This window comes from Staphylococcus sp. Y174-1, assembly GCF_049897865.1.
In the GTDB taxonomy this organism is placed as follows: domain Bacteria; phylum Bacillota; class Bacilli; order Staphylococcales; family Staphylococcaceae; genus Staphylococcus; species Staphylococcus saprophyticus.
This window is the reverse complement of the sequence record NZ_JAFCXB010000002.1, coordinates 753,949-769,218: the sequence shown is the minus strand read 5'-3', so window position 1 is coordinate 769,218 and position 15,270 is coordinate 753,949. Positions and strand designations below refer to the sequence as shown.

Genomic DNA, 15,270 nt, shown 5'->3' with positions numbered 1-15,270 from the left:
AAAGTGAAGGTGGAAGCAGTGTCAGATGTGAACAACACGGAAGATTATGGTGCTGGACAGATTCAGGTATTGGAAGGTCTAGAAGCGGTACGTAAAAGACCAGGTATGTATATTGGTTCAACTTCAGAAAAAGGTTTACACCATCTTGTATGGGAAATTGTCGATAACAGTATCGATGAAGCACTTGCAGGTTATGCCGACACAATTGAAGTTGTGATCGAAAAAGATAATTGGATTAAGGTAACGGATAATGGCCGTGGTATACCTGTTGGCATTCAAGAAAAAATGGGACGTCCTGCAGTTGAGGTTATTCTAACTGTATTACATGCTGGTGGTAAATTCGGTGGCGGCGGTTATAAAGTTTCTGGTGGTTTACATGGTGTAGGTTCATCAGTAGTCAACGCGTTATCAGAAGATCTTGAAGTATACGTGTATAAAGACCGCAAAGTTTATCATCAAGGTTATAAAAAAGGTGTACCTCAATTTGACTTGAAAGTCATTGAAGAAACAGATGATGATAATACAGGTACAGTCATTCGTTTTAAAGCGGATCCTGAAATTTTCACAGAAACGACAACATATCATTATGAAACATTACAACAACGTACAAGAGAGCTTGCGTTCCTAAATAAAGGTATTTCAATTACTTTAAGAGATGAACGTGGTGAAGAAGTTCGTGAAGACACATATCACTATGAAGGTGGTATTAAATCTTATGTTGAAATGCTAAATGAAAACAAAGAGCCTTTACATGAAGAACCTATTTACGTGCATCAAACGAAAGATGAAATTGAAGTTGAAATTGCCTTACAATACAACAAAGGTTTTGCAACAAACTTGTTGACGTATGCGAATAATATTCACACATATGAAGGCGGTACACACGAGGAAGGTTTCAAACGTGCGCTATCTCGTGTACTTAATAGTTACGGATTAAATAGTAAAATTATCAAAGAAGATAAAGAAAGACTTTCAGGTGAAGACACACGTGAAGGTTTGACAGCAATTGTTTCAATTAAGCACGGTGATCCACAATTTGAAGGACAAACAAAAACAAAATTAGGTAACTCTGAAGTACGTCAAATCGTTGATAAACTATTCTCCGAGTTATTTGAGCGCTTCTTATATGAACATCCTCAAGTAGGCCGTATTGTAGTTGAAAAAGGTATCATGGCTTCGCACGCACGTCTTGCTGCGAAAAAAGCACGTGAAGTCACGCGCCGTAAATCAGCATTAGAAATATCAAGCTTACCTGGTAAATTGGCCGATTGCTCTAGTAAAGACCCATCACGTAGTGAAATCTTTATCGTCGAGGGTGACTCTGCCGGTGGGTCTACAAAATCCGGTCGTGATTCAGAAACACAAGCGATATTACCATTGCGTGGTAAAATCTTGAACGTTGAAAAAGCACGTTTAGATAGAATTTTAAATAATAACGAGATTCGTTCGATGATTACGGCATTTGGTACGGGTATTGGTGGCGAATTTGATTTAAGTAAAGCACGCTATCATAAGATTGTCCTTATGACAGATGCTGATGTCGATGGTGCACATATTAGAACATTGTTATTAACATTCTTCTATCGCTTTATGAGACCATTGTTAGAAGCAGGATATGTGTATATTGCACAACCACCTTTATTCAAACTGACACAAGGTAAACAAAAATACTATGTCTTTAATGAACGTGAATTAGAAAAACTTAAAGCTGAGTTAGAACCAACGCCAAAATGGTCGATTTCACGTTACAAAGGTCTTGGTGAAATGAATGCGGATCAATTATGGGAAACTACCATGAATCCAGAAAATAGAGCCATGTTACAAGTATCATTGGATGATGCGATTGAAGCGGATCAAGTCTTCGAAATGTTAATGGGCGACGTTGTAGAGAACCGTAGACAGTTTATTGAAGATAATGCAGTCTATGCCAACTTAGATTTCTAATACGATGAACTGAATTTTTGAAGGAGGATATCTTGATGGCTGAATTACCTGAATCAAGAATTAATGAACGAAATATAACGAGTGAGATGCGCGAGTCATTCTTAGACTATGCGATGAGTGTTATTGTCTCACGTGCTTTACCTGATGTTAGAGATGGTTTGAAACCAGTACATCGACGCATATTGTATGGATTACATGAACAAGGTATGACACCAGACAAGTCATACAAGAAATCTGCGCGTATTGTTGGGGACGTAATGGGTAAATATCACCCACATGGTGACTCATCAATTTATGAAGCAATGGTTAGAATGGCACAAGACTTCAGCTATCGATATCCTTTAGTTGATGGACAAGGTAACTTTGGTTCTATGGATGGCGATGGTGCGGCTGCGATGCGTTATACAGAAGCACGTATGTCTAAGATTACACTTGAATTACTTAGAGATTTAAATAAAGATACCATTGATTTTATCGATAACTATGATGGTAATGAAAGAGAGCCGTCAGTCTTACCTGCTAGATTCCCTAACTTATTAGTTAATGGTGCATCAGGTATCGCTGTTGGTATGGCTACAAATATTCCACCACATAATTTAACAGAGGTCATCAACGGTATTTTAAGTTTAAGTTATAATCCCGATATTACCATTGCTGAATTGATGGAAGATATACAAGGGCCAGACTTCCCGACTGCAGGTATTATTCTTGGAAAGAGTGGGATTCGTCGTGCATTTGAAACAGGTCGTGGATCAATACAATTGCGCTCTCGTGCAGAAATAGAAGAACGTGGTGGCGGTCGTCAACGTATTGTTGTTACAGAAGTACCGTACCAAGTTAACAAAGCACGTATGATAGAAAAGATTGCTGAATTAGCGCGTGATAAGAAAATAGATGGTATCACAGACTTACGAGATGAAACAAGTTTACGTACAGGTGTCCGTGTAGTAATCGATATCCGTAAAGATGCCAACGCGAGTGTTGTCTTAAATAACTTATACAAACAAACACCATTACAAACATCATTTGGTGTAAACATGATTGCCTTAGTTAATGGCAGACCAAAACTTATTTCACTTAAAGATGCCTTAGTTGAATACTTAGAACATCAAAAAGTCGTTGTAAGAAGACGTACCGAATATAATTTGAAAAAAGCTTTAGATCGTGCACATATCTTAGAAGGTTTGAGAATTGCGCTTGATCATATTGATGAAATTATCAGAGTTATTCGTGAATCAGATAACGATAAGATTGCCATGGCAAGTTTACAAGAACAATTTAAATTATCTGAACGTCAAGCACAAGCGATTTTAGATATGCGTTTAAGACGTTTAACTGGTTTAGAAAGAGATAAGATTGAAGCTGAATATAATGAACTAATTGCTTATATTGAAGAATTGAAATCTATCCTTGCAGACGAAGAAAAACTATTACAAATTGTTCGTGATGAATTGATTGATGTCCGTGAGCGTTATGGTGATGAACGTAAGACTGAAATCCAAATTGGTGGTTTAGATGACATTGAAGATGAGGATCTAATTCCAGAAGAACAAATTGTGATTACGTTAAGTCATAATAACTACATCAAACGATTACCAGTTTCAACTTATAGAGCACAACACCGTGGTGGTCGTGGTGTTCAAGGTATGAATACGCTAGAAGAAGACTTTGTAAGTCAACTTGTGACGTTAAGTACACATGACAACGTGCTATTCTTTACGAATAAAGGTCGTGTCTATAAACTTAAAGGCTACGAAGTGCCAGAGCTTTCTCGTCAGTCTAAAGGTATTCCAGTAGTTAACGCAATTGAGTTAGACAATGACGAATCGATTAGTACGATGATTGCTGTTAAAGATTTAGAAAGTGAAGAAGATTATTTAGTCTTTGCTACTCAAAAAGGTAGAGTGAAACGTTCTGCCCTAAGTAACTTCTCACATATTAATAAAAACGGTAAAATTGCGATTAGTTTCAAACAGGATGACGAATTGATTGCAGTACGTTTAACTGATGGTGAAACTGATATTCTAATCGGTACATCGCATGCTTCATTAATTCGCTTCCCTGAAACTGCCTTACGTCCACTTGGCCGTACCGCAGCCGGTGTGAAAGGTATTACACTTAGAGAAGACGATAAAGTAGTCGGTTTAGATGTTACAAAAGTCGAAAGCGATGATGAAATACTCGTCGTGACTGAAAATGGTTACGGTAAACGTACACCAGTTGAAGATTACAGATTATCAAACCGTGGTGGTAAAGGTATTAAAACAGCGACTATCACAGAACGTAATGGTAATGTAGTTTGTATCACATCAGTGACTGGTGAAGAAGACTTGATGGTTGTTACAAACTCTGGCGTGATTATCCGTATTGATGTAGAGAATATTTCACAAAACGGCCGTGCAGCACAAGGTGTGAGATTGATTAAATTAGGTGAAAATCAATTCGTATCTACAGTAGCTAAAGTAAATGAGGAAGATGAAGCTGAAACAGAAACTGAAGCAATTGCCTCCGATTCAGAAAATACTGATGCAACTGAACAAATAGCACAAGATTCACAACAAGGTGAAGCTGTGATAGAGGACGATGCACCAGGCAACGCTATTCATACAGAAGTTGAAGATAGTGAGGTATCAGATGATGATGATCGTCAAGAAGTACGACAAGACTTTATGGACCGTGTGAATGAAGATATTGATAATGCGGACAATGAAGATAACGAAGAAGAGTAATTTTATGCGATAATAGTCATTATAAAAAAGACCTACCTCAATGAGGTAGGTCTTTTTTGGCTTAATTTTCTAAAGCTTTCATAGCATGAGGTATTTCACTGATTAGTCTGGATGGTGGCACGACATACATTTTTTCTGCTAACTGTTCTCCAATATAACTATGCGTATACGTAGCACTTGTAACGGCTTCTTCTGTGTCGTTGAATTGGCCGACAAAGCTTGTAATCATACCAGATAAAGTATCACCCATACCACCTGTAGCCATTGCAGGTGTCCCTATTGGCAGTTTGTAGTCTTTACCTCTGAAATAGATTTCAGTTCCGTGCTTTTTTAAAACAATGGTTGCACCAATGCGATCTGCGGCTTCACGATTACGTTCATACGTTTGTTCCTCTATAGGAATACCACTTAAACGTTCCCACTCTTTTTGGTGAGGCGTAAAGATAACCTTACACGTAGGAATGTCTGGTTTCAATTTACTAAAAATTGTTATAGCATCCCCATCTACAATTAATTTTTGATGTGGTTGAATATTTTGTAATAGGAAAGTGATGGCATTATTGCCTTTAAAATCACAACCGAGTCCCGGTCCGATCAAGATACAATCCGTGTTCTCAATCATTTTTGTTAACATTTTAGTATCGTTAATATCAATCACCATGGCCTCTGGACAACGTGAATGTAAAGCGGCATGATTTGTTGGATGTGTAGCTACAGTGATTAATCCGCTACCACTATAAACACACGCTCGAGCTGCAAGCATGATTGCACCACCTAAGTTCGCATTGCCCCCAATTAAAAGAATTCTCCCATAATCACCTTTATGTGTTTCATCTTTACGTTTTGGAATGCTTACTTGTGATAAAGTTTCCATTTTGAAACCTCCTTTTAAACATTTAGCGTTAATTTAATACGTTGACTTGAAAAAGATAAGCATCTGCTTAAAATGATAAATGTTAAAGTTGGCTATCTTATATTCTCTATATTATAGAATTTTAAAACCATTTTCTTTTAAGTTACTTATATCTTATTTTCATGTGCTCATTTATAAATACAATAAGAAATATTATACCTGGTTTCGAGATTAGTCAATAGCAAAGTCGTAAAGAAAATATTAATTTTAGAAAACATAATTTTGATACGACTTTATCCCATTAAATCAGTAATTTAATACCATATTACGGATATGGTCAATCCTATTGTTCGTGTGAAAATGTAAGCGTATACTCGAATTAATTGAACAAAATAGATAAGCAAGGAGATGGGGAAATGACATTACAACTTAATGGTGAAATGTTGACAATCAATGATATTAAAATGTTCTTAAATAAGGAAGATACCGTTGAAGTAACACAAGAAGCACTGGAACGCGTAAAGAAAAGTAGACAAACGGTGGAACACATTATAGAAAACAAAGAAACAATCTATGGTATTACAACTGGATTTGGATTATTTAGTGATGTGCGAATTGATAAAGGTGAATACAATCAATTACAAGTAAATTTAATTCGATCACATGCTTGTGGTGTTGGGAAACCATTTTCAGAAGAAGTTGCTTTAGTAATGATGGTCTTACGATTAAATACTCTGTTGAAAGGTCATTCTGGTACGACAGTCGCGTTATTAGAGCAACTTGTTTATTATATCAATCACAGAATTGTACCAGTGATTCCACAGCAAGGCTCTTTAGGCGCATCAGGGGATTTAGCGCCATTATCTCATTTAGCATTAGCTTTAATTGGTGAAGGCAATGTATTTTTTAAAGGTGAAGAAGTTGACAGCCGGTATGTCTTAAATCAATTAAATCGTAACCCAATACAATTACAAGCTAAAGAAGGGCTTGCACTCATCAATGGCACGCAAGCGATGACTGCGCAAGGTGTGATTAATTATATTGAAGCGGAAGCCTTAGGTTACCAAGCAGAATGGATTGCAGCTCTAACACATCAAGCATTAAATGGCATTACAGATGCTTATAATGAAAAAGTGCATAAAGCACGTAATTTTCAAGAACAAATAGATGTTGCAGCTAGAATGTTAGATTGGTTAGATGGCTCAGAGTTAACCACTACACAAGGTGACATACGTGTACAAGATGCATACACATTACGCTGTATTCCACAAATACATGGCGCAAGTTTTCAAGTATTTAATTATGTGAAAGAAAAATTAGAATTTGAAATGAACGCTGCTAATGATAATCCATTAATATTTGATGAAGGCGATGAAACGCTTGTTATTTCTGGAGGTAATTTCCATGGGCAACCGATTGCCTTTGCATTAGATTTCTTAAAGTTAGGTGTAAGTGAATTGGCTAATGTCTCAGAGCGTCGTCTAGAACGACTCGTAAATCCGCAATTAAATAATGGATTGCCTGCCTTTTTAAGCCCACAACCAGGATTACAGAGTGGTGCGATGATTATGCAGTATGCTGCTGCGAGCCTAGTATCAGAAAATAAAACACTCGCACATCCAGCAAGTGTTGACTCAATACCATCTTCAGCTAATCAAGAGGATCACGTTTCGATGGGAACAATTGCCTCTCGTCATGGCTATCACATCATTGAAAATGCGAGACGTGTCTTAGCAATTGAAACGATTATTGCATTACAAGCCGTTGAATATAAAGATATTGATAAATTATCACCGAAAACATATGAAAAGTATCAAGAATTACGTCACATCGTACCATCAATTACAGAAGATAGACAGTTCCATAAAGATATTGAAGCGGTATCGCAATATTTACAAGATCTTGCTTATATGTAGGGACTTTAATTGACATAAACGTTGTCACCCTTGAAATAGCTGATGTTATTTGCTATATTTAAATTAACTTAATTATGCTATTGTTCGTAGGATAAGTAATATTGAATTTTGATTTCAGAGAGCTTGTGGTTAGTGTGAACAAGTAATCATATTTAATATGAATCTACCTACTATATGAGAACAATCGGTTATAGCCGTTATTTAGTGAGAGTGCAGTCTAATTTTGGACTGTTAAATAGGGTGGCAACGCGTAGACCACGTCCCTTGTACAGGGACGTGGTCTTTTTGTGTTATTATCCAATAAATTTTGAAATTTGAAAGGATGAGCAGCATGTTAGATATCAAATTATTCCGTAATGATCCAGAATTCCTTAAAGAAAAAGTTGCAAAACGTGGTATGGATTCAAAAGTAGTAGATGAAGTATTAGAACTAGATGAGCAACGTCGTCAACTTATCAGTCAAGCCGAAGAAATGAAGGCAGAGCGTAATAAAGTAAGTGGAGAAATTGCTCAGAAAAAACGTAATAAAGAAGATGCAGACGATGCAATCGCAGCTATGCGTAACCTAGGTGATGAAATTAAAGTACTAGATGATACTTTAAATCAAGTAGATGTTGACCTTAATGATAAATTGTCTCGTATTCCAAATATCATTCACGACGATGTACCAGAAGGTGCTACGGATGAAGATAATATAGAAGTTAAACGTTGGGGTACACCTAGAACTTTTGAATTTGAAGATAAAGCACACTGGGATTTAGTAGAAGAGTTAGAGATGGTTGATTTTGAAAGAGCAGCTAAAGTCTCTGGTGCGAGATTCGTATTCTTGACAGGTGACGGTGCACAATTAGAGAGAGCGTTAATGAACTACATGATTACGAAACATACGACACAACATGGCTATACGGAAATGATGGTACCACAATTAGTTAATGCCGATTCTATGTATGGTACAGGTCAACTTCCTAAATTTGAAGAAGACTTATTTAAAGTAGAAAAAGAAGGCCTTTATACCATTCCAACTGCAGAAGTGCCATTAACGAATTATTACCGCAATGAAATCATTGCACCTGACGTATTACCAGCTAAATTTACAGCTCAATCAGCTTGTTATCGTAGTGAGGCTGGATCTGCTGGTCGTGATACACGAGGACTTATTCGCTTACACCAATTTGATAAAGTTGAAATGGTACGTATTGAAAAACCTGAAGATTCTTGGCAAGCACTTGAAGACATGACTCATCATGCAGAAGCGATTTTAGAAGAACTTGGTTTACCATATCGCCGTGTTATCTTGTGTACAGGAGATATTGGTTTTGGTTCAAGTAAAACATATGATTTAGAAGTTTGGTTACCAAGCTATAATGATTATAAAGAAATCAGCTCTTGTTCAAATATTACAGATTTCCAAGCACGTCGTTCAAACATTCGCTTCAAACGCGATAAAAATGCGAAACCAGAATTAGCGCATACTTTAAATGGTAGCGGGTTAGCTGTAGGTCGTACCTTTGCAGCTATCGTTGAGAACTATCAAAATGAAGATGGCTCAGTTACAATTCCAGAAGTGTTAGTTCCATTTATGGGTGGTAAAACAGTCATCCGTCCGACTAAATAAAAAACTGAAAGTAATGCTAAAAACGCGTAGCGACAATAGGTCCTATGCGTTTTTTTGTGCACTATCGAAAGGGTAGGGGAGGTGTAAAAAGTATAAAATAGCAAATATGATTAGGCGGAATTCAGCTATATTTTAGAGGTATGTCTTAATTATTTCTAAAAATTCAGAGAAATATAAACAACGGGTGTTTAAGCTTTTTAAGACAATCGTTAGTCTAACCTCACACAAACGGATGTCTAAAGATATTGCGCATTTAGAATGAGTTGTATTAGAATTGATATATTATTTTTGAAGTGCCATGAGAGGGTGGGTGTGTATGGAAAATGAAGCGCATGTAACATTTAAACAAGGTGTCAAAGCGTGTATTCCTACCTTGTTAGGATACGCAGGCGTGGGTTTATCTTTTGGAATTGTTGCAGTTGCTTCAGGATTTAGCTTGTTGGAAATTATTTTACTGTGTTTGCTTGTATACGCAGGCGCAGCACAATTTATAATTTGCGCGCTTGTTATTGCAGGTACACCTATATCCGCAATTGTATTAACTGCGTTCATCGTCAATTCTAGGATGTTCTTATTAAGTATGACACTCGCGCCAAGCTATAAGGATTATAGTTTACTCAATAGAATTGGGTTGGCAACACTGGTAACAGATGAAACATTTGGGGTTGCAGTGACACCACATCTAAAAGGCGAAAAAATTAATGATCGATGGCTACACGGTTTGAATATAACAGCTTATGTTTTTTGGACGATTGCATGTATTATTGGTGCTTTATTTGGTAAGTACATCCATGACCCAGACGCATTAGGCTTAGACTTTGCAATAACGGCTATGTTTATTTTTCTTGCCGTCTCCCAATTTGAATCAATCAGGCGCTCAAAAGTTAAGATTTACTTAGTTCTGATTATTTGTGTCATTGTGATGATGTTGGGATTAAGTTTATTTATGCCATCATACTTAGCAATTATTTTAGCTTCTACAATAACGGCAGCACTTGGGGTGGTGATGGAACGATGACGACAACGATACATATGTTAACGATTATTATTTTATGCGGAATTGTGACGTGGTTGACTCGAATTATACCGTTTGTGATGATTTCTAAAGTTCATTTATCTGAACGTGTAGTCAAATGGCTCTCCTTTATCCCAATTACATTGTTTACAGCGTTGATTATTGATGGTGTCTTGGTCCAACAAGATGGTGTAATGGGATACACAATCAATATGGCATTTTTGATAACGATGATACCTACGATTGTAATTGCCATCGTTTCAAGGAGTTTAACGATAACGATTCTAAGTGGGATTATTATTATGGCATTGTTGAGATGGGTTTTTTAAAGAATATCATTGATGAAACACAGGATATCCGTTAGAATTAGAATAATTAGAAAATTATGATATTTCCGATTTTTAGTCTGTCATACTTTCGTTTTATACAATTAAAATCAAATCTTATTTCGAGAAGCTGAGGGACTTGGCCCAGTGATGCTTCAGCAACCGGCTGTGTAGTACGGTGCTAAAACCAACGATACACTCGAATGATAAGTAATCATAACTTCTTACTTATTTTATATGAGTGAGAAGTTTTTTATTAAGTAGGAGGGAAATCATGACGAATTATACGGTAGATACTTTAGAATTAGGGCCTTTTACAACCGAATCTGGAGAACTCATATCTAATTTGAAACTACGCTATGAACATGTGGGGTTGAAAGGACAACCTTTAGTTGTTGTCTGTCACGCTTTGACAGGTAACCATTTAACATATGGGAAAAATGATCAACCAGGATGGTGGAGAGGTATCATTGATGGGGGCTATATGCCTATCAATGATTATCAGTTTTTAACTTTTAATGTAATTGGTAGTCCGTATGGTTCAAGTTCGGCATTAACAGATGCTGATTTCCCTCAAACGCTCACGTTAAGAGACATTGTACGTGCAATTGAAATAGGCATAGAAACATTAGGATTTGAACACATTAATATTCTCATTGGTGGTTCTTTAGGAGGCATGCAAGCGATTGAATTATTATATAATCGCAAATTTAATGTCGATAAAGCCGTTATACTTGCTGCAACGGATAAAACATCATCCTACAGTCGAGCGTTTAACGAGATAGCGAGGCAAGCCATTCATTTAGATCCTAAAAATGGTATGAGTATCGCTAGACAATTGGGTTTCTTAACTTATCGATCATCTAAAAGTTACGATAAGCGCTTTTCACCAGATCAAGTTGTCGCCTATCAAAAACATCAAGGTGATAAGTTTATGAATCATTTTGATTACGCATGTTATTTAACACTGCTGGATGTCTTGGATAGTCATGATGTCGATAGAGGACGTGATGATGTGGATGAAGTATTCCGTAATTTAGATACGAAGGTTATGACAATGGGCTTTACCGATGACTTACTTTATCCTGATGACCTTGTTCGAGCAGTCGGCGAGCGCTTTAAATTTCATAAACATTTTTTCGTTCCTGACAATGTAGGACATGATGGATTTTTACTTAACTTCAATGATTGGGCGCCGAATCTATATCACTTTTTAAAAGTCTATAAAATCAAACGTAAATGAACTAACTAAATAGATTTAATTTTTGGGATGTGCCGGTTGTCTTCTTACTACTAAATAGAGGTGAGAAACAAGTTGGTTACATCCTATTTTTGTGTGAAATATGAATAAGTTGTTGTTAGTGAAGAAGCGATTGATATATAACAATGATTTCTAAGGATTATAGTGAAGGTGTATTTTCTGAATAGAACTTCTATATAAAATGAGTTGCCAATAATTGTATAAAAGTTTTAAAGAGGTTAAAATAAAGGGTATAGTTAAAAATAGTATGGGAGTGGCGAATTTGTTTTCTAAAATATATCCTAAAGCAACTGTGCTTAGTATTCTAACGCTAATCGTAGTCGCTTTGGCTTTGCATATATTACCACCGCTTGGTCTTGTATTGAGCGCGTTTGCGACAATTCCGGGCATTATCTTATGGCATAAATCAATTGAATCATTCGGATTAACAGCTGTCGTAACGGTTGTATTAACAACTTTACTGGGTAATATATTTGTATTAAGTATCATGGTCCTCGTGCTCATTACGAGTTTCGTTGTTGGCCAATTATTAAAAGAAAGAACATCTAAAGAACGTATACTATATATAACGACTACATATATTAGTATGATTTCATTAATTGCATTTATGGGACTGCAAACGTTTGATAAGATACCAAGCGCGACAGTTTTAATGAACCCAATAAAAGATCAAATGCATCAGGTTATTTCAGGTGCTTCAGTTGGTAACGAGTATAAACAAATGCTCGAAGAGGGATTCCGTCAATTGGCAGTTCAGTTACCAAGTATGGTAATCATTGCAGTTTTTCTACTTATTTTAATCAATTTAATTATTACTTTTCCAATTTTACGTAAATTCAAAATCGCTACACCAATATTTAAACCATTATATGCTTGGCAGATGAGCCGTTCATTATTATGGATATATATTATTGTCTTGATTTGTGTTATGTTTGCAAGCCAAGCTGGTACTTTCCAAAGTATCGTTTTAAACTTTGAAATTGTGTTATCATTATGTATGTATATTCAGGGGTTAAGTGTTATTCACTTTTTCGGCAAAGCAAAATCAATGCCACTCGTACTTACTATTTTACTAATGGTTATAGGGACAATTTTAATGCCATTAACACATATTGTAAGTCTCCTGGGTGTAATCGATTTATGTTTCAACTTAAAAAGTATCATTAAAAAATGATTTGAGGTGGAAGAATGAACCGTCAATCCACTAAAAAAGCGTTGATTTTACCATTTGTAATTATGACGCTCACAGCAATTGCGCTGGTTGTAGTTTGGTTTGTTTTTAACCAACTCGTAGCAGGTATAGCGACGATTGTATTAGTGATTATTATTATAGGGACAGCATTTATGGTAAGACAAGCTTTACAAAAATTAGATAGCTATGTGGACAATTTAAGTGGTCATATCTCTGAAGGTAGTAATATCGCAATTAAAGATCTACCTATCGGAATGATTATCTTAGATGAAAATGAAAACATAGAGTGGATGAATAGATTTATGTCGGAACGTTTGAATCGTAATGTAATTTCCGACCCAGTCAACGAAGTATATCCTAATATCTTAAAACAATTAGAAAAAACACAAGAAATAGAAATTAATGAAAATGAATACCACTATCGTGTGCGTTATTCAGAAAAAGAACACGTGCTTTATTTCTTCGACATTACAGAAGAAGTCTATACAAATGAATTATATGAATCATCTAAACCAATTATAGCGACATTATTCTTGGATAATTATGATGAAATTACCCAAAATATGAATGATACGCAAAAATCAGAAATCAACTCAATGGTTACGCGCGTCATCAGTAGATGGGCAACAGAACATAATATTTACTTTAAACGCTATAGTTCGGATCAATTCGTGGCATATTTAAACCAAAATATTTTAAACGAAATTGAAGCAACTAACTTTAGTATTTTAAGTCAATTACGTGAAAAGAGCGTAGGTTATCGCGCGCAATTAACATTAAGTATTGGTGTGGGTGAAGGTTCTGAAAATCTAATTGATCTTGGAGAACTTTCTCAATCTGGCCTAGATTTAGCACTCGGTCGTGGTGGCGACCAAGTTGCAATTAAACACATGAACGGTAATGTACGTTTCTATGGTGGTAAGACTGACCCAATGGAAAAACGTACACGTGTAAGAGCGCGTGTTATCTCACATGCACTTAAAGATATCTTAATGGGAGGCGACAAAGTGATTATCATGGGGCACAAGCGTCCTGATTTAGACGCAATTGGTGCAGCAATCGGTGTATCTCGTTTTGCGATGATGAATAATCTAGATGCCTATATTGTTTTAAATGAATCTGATATCGATCCGACGTTACGACGTGTTATGGATGCGGTAAATGAAAAACCAGAACTTAAAGATCGTTTCATCACTTCAGATGAAGCATGGGACATTATGACTTCCAAGACAACGCTTGTCGTTGTAGATACGCACAAACCAGAAATGGTCATCGATGAAAATATTTTGAATAAAGCCAATCGTAAAGTAGTCATTGACCATCATAGACGTGGTGAAAGTTTCATTTCGAGTCCATTACTTGTATATATGGAACCTTATGCAAGTTCAACAGCAGAACTCGTTACAGAATTACTCGAGTATCAACCAACAGAACAACGTCTGACACGTTTAGAATCAACGGTCATGTTTGCCGGCATCATTGTAGATACACGTAACTTCACATTGCGTACTGGCTCTAGAACATTTGATGCGGCAAGTTATTTACGTGCACATGGTGCCGATACAATCTTGACGCAGCATTTCTTAAAAGATGACCTTGATACGTATATTAATCGTACTGAATTGATCCAAACAGTGAAACTACAAGATAATGGTGTTGCCATTGCACATGGTTCAGATGAGAAAATCTACCATCCTGTTACAGTTGCACAAGCTGCCGATGAACTGTTAAGTTTAGATGGTGTAGAAGCTTCTTATGTAGTTGCAAGAAGAGAAGACAATGTCGTAGGTATGTCTGCGCGTTCACTTGGTGCAGTGAATGTTCAGTTAACAATGGAAGCACTTGGTGGTGGAGGTCATTTAACGAATGCAGCCACACAATTAAAAGATGTGACTGTTGATGAAGCAATTGAAAAATTACAGCAAGCTATAACAGAACAAATGAGTAGGAGTGAAAATTCATGAAAGTAATATTCACACAAGATGTTAAAGGTAAAGGTAAAAAAGGCGAAGTTAAAGACGTACCAGTTGGTTACGCAAATAACTTCTTATTGAAGAAAAACATGGCAGTTGAAGCAACGCCAGGTAACTTAAAACAATTAGAACAAAAAAATAAAGCTGCTGAAGCAGAACGTCAACAAGAAATTGAAGATGCTAAAAAATTAAAAGAACAATTAAGTGAGATTGAAGTCGAAGTATCTGCTAAAACAGGTGAAGGCGGTAAATTATTTGGTTCAGTAAGTACCAAACAAATCACACAAGCATTACAACAACAACATGACATTAAGATTGATAAACGTAAAATGGACTTACCAAATGGTATCCATGCATTAGGTTACACTAACGTACCAGTTAAATTAGACAAAGAAGTTGAAGGTACAATTCGTGTACACACAGTTGAACAATAATAACGGATTGAG

The 15,270-nt window shown here is 36.3% G+C and carries 11 protein-coding genes, 1 riboswitch and 1 other annotated feature; of the genes, 10 read left to right on the top strand and 1 reads right to left on the bottom strand.

Features of this window, described 5'->3' with window-relative positions; all coding sequences use genetic code 11:
• The first annotated feature begins 9 nt into the window (after window positions 1-9).
• Both gyrB and gyrA read left to right on the top strand, forming a co-directional pair.
• Window positions 10-1,944 (top strand): DNA topoisomerase (ATP-hydrolyzing) subunit B, encoded by a 1,935-nt coding sequence (gene gyrB, locus ACP7BT_RS10445; RefSeq protein ID WP_002481966.1) that lies wholly within the window; start codon window positions 10-12, stop codon window positions 1,942-1,944.
• Window positions 1,945-1,979: 35 nt separating this feature from the next.
• Window positions 1,980-4,673 carry a DNA gyrase subunit A gene (gene gyrA / locus ACP7BT_RS10440; RefSeq protein WP_002481967.1) on the top strand — a complete coding sequence of 898 codons (2,694 nt, stop codon included), beginning with the start codon at window positions 1,980-1,982 and terminating at the stop codon, window positions 4,671-4,673.
• Window positions 4,674-4,734: 61 nt separating this feature from the next.
• Here gyrA and ACP7BT_RS10435 read toward each other — a convergent pair whose 3' ends face one another.
• A complete protein-coding gene (locus ACP7BT_RS10435; protein WP_002481968.1) occupies window positions 4,735-5,547 on the bottom strand; it encodes an NAD(P)H-hydrate dehydratase in 813 nt (270 codons plus the stop codon).
• 395 nt (window positions 5,548-5,942) lie between these two features.
• Between ACP7BT_RS10435 and hutH the strand changes: the two genes are divergently transcribed.
• The 8 genes from hutH (at window position 5,943) to rplI (ending at window position 15,258) form a co-directional block, all read left to right on the top strand.
• Window positions 5,943-7,442, top strand: a complete 1,500-nt coding sequence (hutH, locus tag ACP7BT_RS10430; RefSeq protein WP_041080281.1) for a histidine ammonia-lyase — start codon at window positions 5,943-5,945, stop codon at window positions 7,440-7,442.
• Window positions 7,443-7,521: 79 nt separating this feature from the next.
• Window positions 7,522-7,710: a binding site (T-box leader), on the top strand.
• A gap of 63 nt (window positions 7,711-7,773) precedes the next feature.
• Window positions 7,774-9,057: a serine--tRNA ligase gene (gene serS, locus ACP7BT_RS10425; protein WP_011302016.1), complete on the top strand. Its 1,284-nt coding sequence runs from the start codon at window positions 7,774-7,776 to the stop codon at window positions 9,055-9,057.
• Window positions 9,058-9,373: 316 nt separating this feature from the next.
• Window positions 9,374-10,075: an AzlC family ABC transporter permease gene (locus tag ACP7BT_RS10420; protein ID WP_041080280.1), complete on the top strand. Its 702-nt coding sequence runs from the start codon at window positions 9,374-9,376 to the stop codon at window positions 10,073-10,075.
• Window positions 10,072-10,401 carry an AzlD domain-containing protein gene (locus tag ACP7BT_RS10415; RefSeq protein ID WP_037537336.1) on the top strand — a complete coding sequence of 110 codons (330 nt, stop codon included), beginning with the start codon at window positions 10,072-10,074 and terminating at the stop codon, window positions 10,399-10,401. Before ACP7BT_RS10420 ends, ACP7BT_RS10415 begins: the two co-directional genes overlap by 4 nt.
• A 111-nt stretch (window positions 10,402-10,512) precedes the next feature.
• Window positions 10,513-10,611: riboswitch (SAM riboswitch) on the top strand.
• A gap of 61 nt (window positions 10,612-10,672) precedes the next feature.
• Window positions 10,673-11,641: a homoserine O-acetyltransferase MetX gene (gene metX, locus ACP7BT_RS10410; protein WP_041080278.1), complete on the top strand. Its 969-nt coding sequence runs from the start codon at window positions 10,673-10,675 to the stop codon at window positions 11,639-11,641.
• 265 nt (window positions 11,642-11,906) lie between these two features.
• A complete protein-coding gene (locus tag ACP7BT_RS10405; protein ID WP_200885953.1) occupies window positions 11,907-12,833 on the top strand; it encodes a DUF2232 domain-containing protein in 927 nt (308 codons plus the stop codon).
• A 14-nt stretch (window positions 12,834-12,847) separates the two neighbouring features.
• Window positions 12,848-14,815, top strand: a complete 1,968-nt coding sequence (locus ACP7BT_RS10400; protein ID WP_041080276.1) for a DHH family phosphoesterase — start codon at window positions 12,848-12,850, stop codon at window positions 14,813-14,815.
• On the top strand, window positions 14,812-15,258 hold the full coding sequence (rplI, locus tag ACP7BT_RS10395) for a 50S ribosomal protein L9 (protein ID WP_002481977.1): 447 nt from the start codon (window positions 14,812-14,814) through the stop codon (window positions 15,256-15,258). The genes ACP7BT_RS10400 and rplI overlap by 4 nt, the downstream gene beginning before the upstream one ends.
• Window positions 15,259-15,270: the final 12 nt, after the last annotated feature.

Bases quoted from the DNA above. Each gene is read 5' to 3' on its own strand.
- ACP7BT_RS10420 (WP_041080280.1), top strand. From the start codon at position 9,374: ATGGAAAATGAAGCGCATGTAACATTTAAACAAGGTGTCAAAGCGTGT.
- ACP7BT_RS10405 (WP_200885953.1), top strand. From the start codon at position 11,907: ATGGGAGTGGCGAATTTGTTTTCTAAAATATATCCTAAAGCAACTGTG.
- metX (WP_041080278.1), top strand. From the start codon at position 10,673: ATGACGAATTATACGGTAGATACTTTAGAATTAGGGCCTTTTACAACC.
- ACP7BT_RS10435 (WP_002481968.1), bottom strand. From the start codon at position 5,547: ATGGAAACTTTATCACAAGTAAGCATTCCAAAACGTAAAGATGAAACA.
- gyrA (WP_002481967.1), top strand. From the start codon at position 1,980: ATGGCTGAATTACCTGAATCAAGAATTAATGAACGAAATATAACGAGT.
- hutH (WP_041080281.1), top strand. From the start codon at position 5,943: ATGACATTACAACTTAATGGTGAAATGTTGACAATCAATGATATTAAA.
- ACP7BT_RS10400 (WP_041080276.1), top strand. From the start codon at position 12,848: ATGAACCGTCAATCCACTAAAAAAGCGTTGATTTTACCATTTGTAATT.
- serS (WP_011302016.1), top strand. From the start codon at position 7,774: ATGTTAGATATCAAATTATTCCGTAATGATCCAGAATTCCTTAAAGAA.
- ACP7BT_RS10415 (WP_037537336.1), top strand. From the start codon at position 10,072: ATGACGACAACGATACATATGTTAACGATTATTATTTTATGCGGAATT.
- rplI (WP_002481977.1), top strand. From the start codon at position 14,812: ATGAAAGTAATATTCACACAAGATGTTAAAGGTAAAGGTAAAAAAGGC.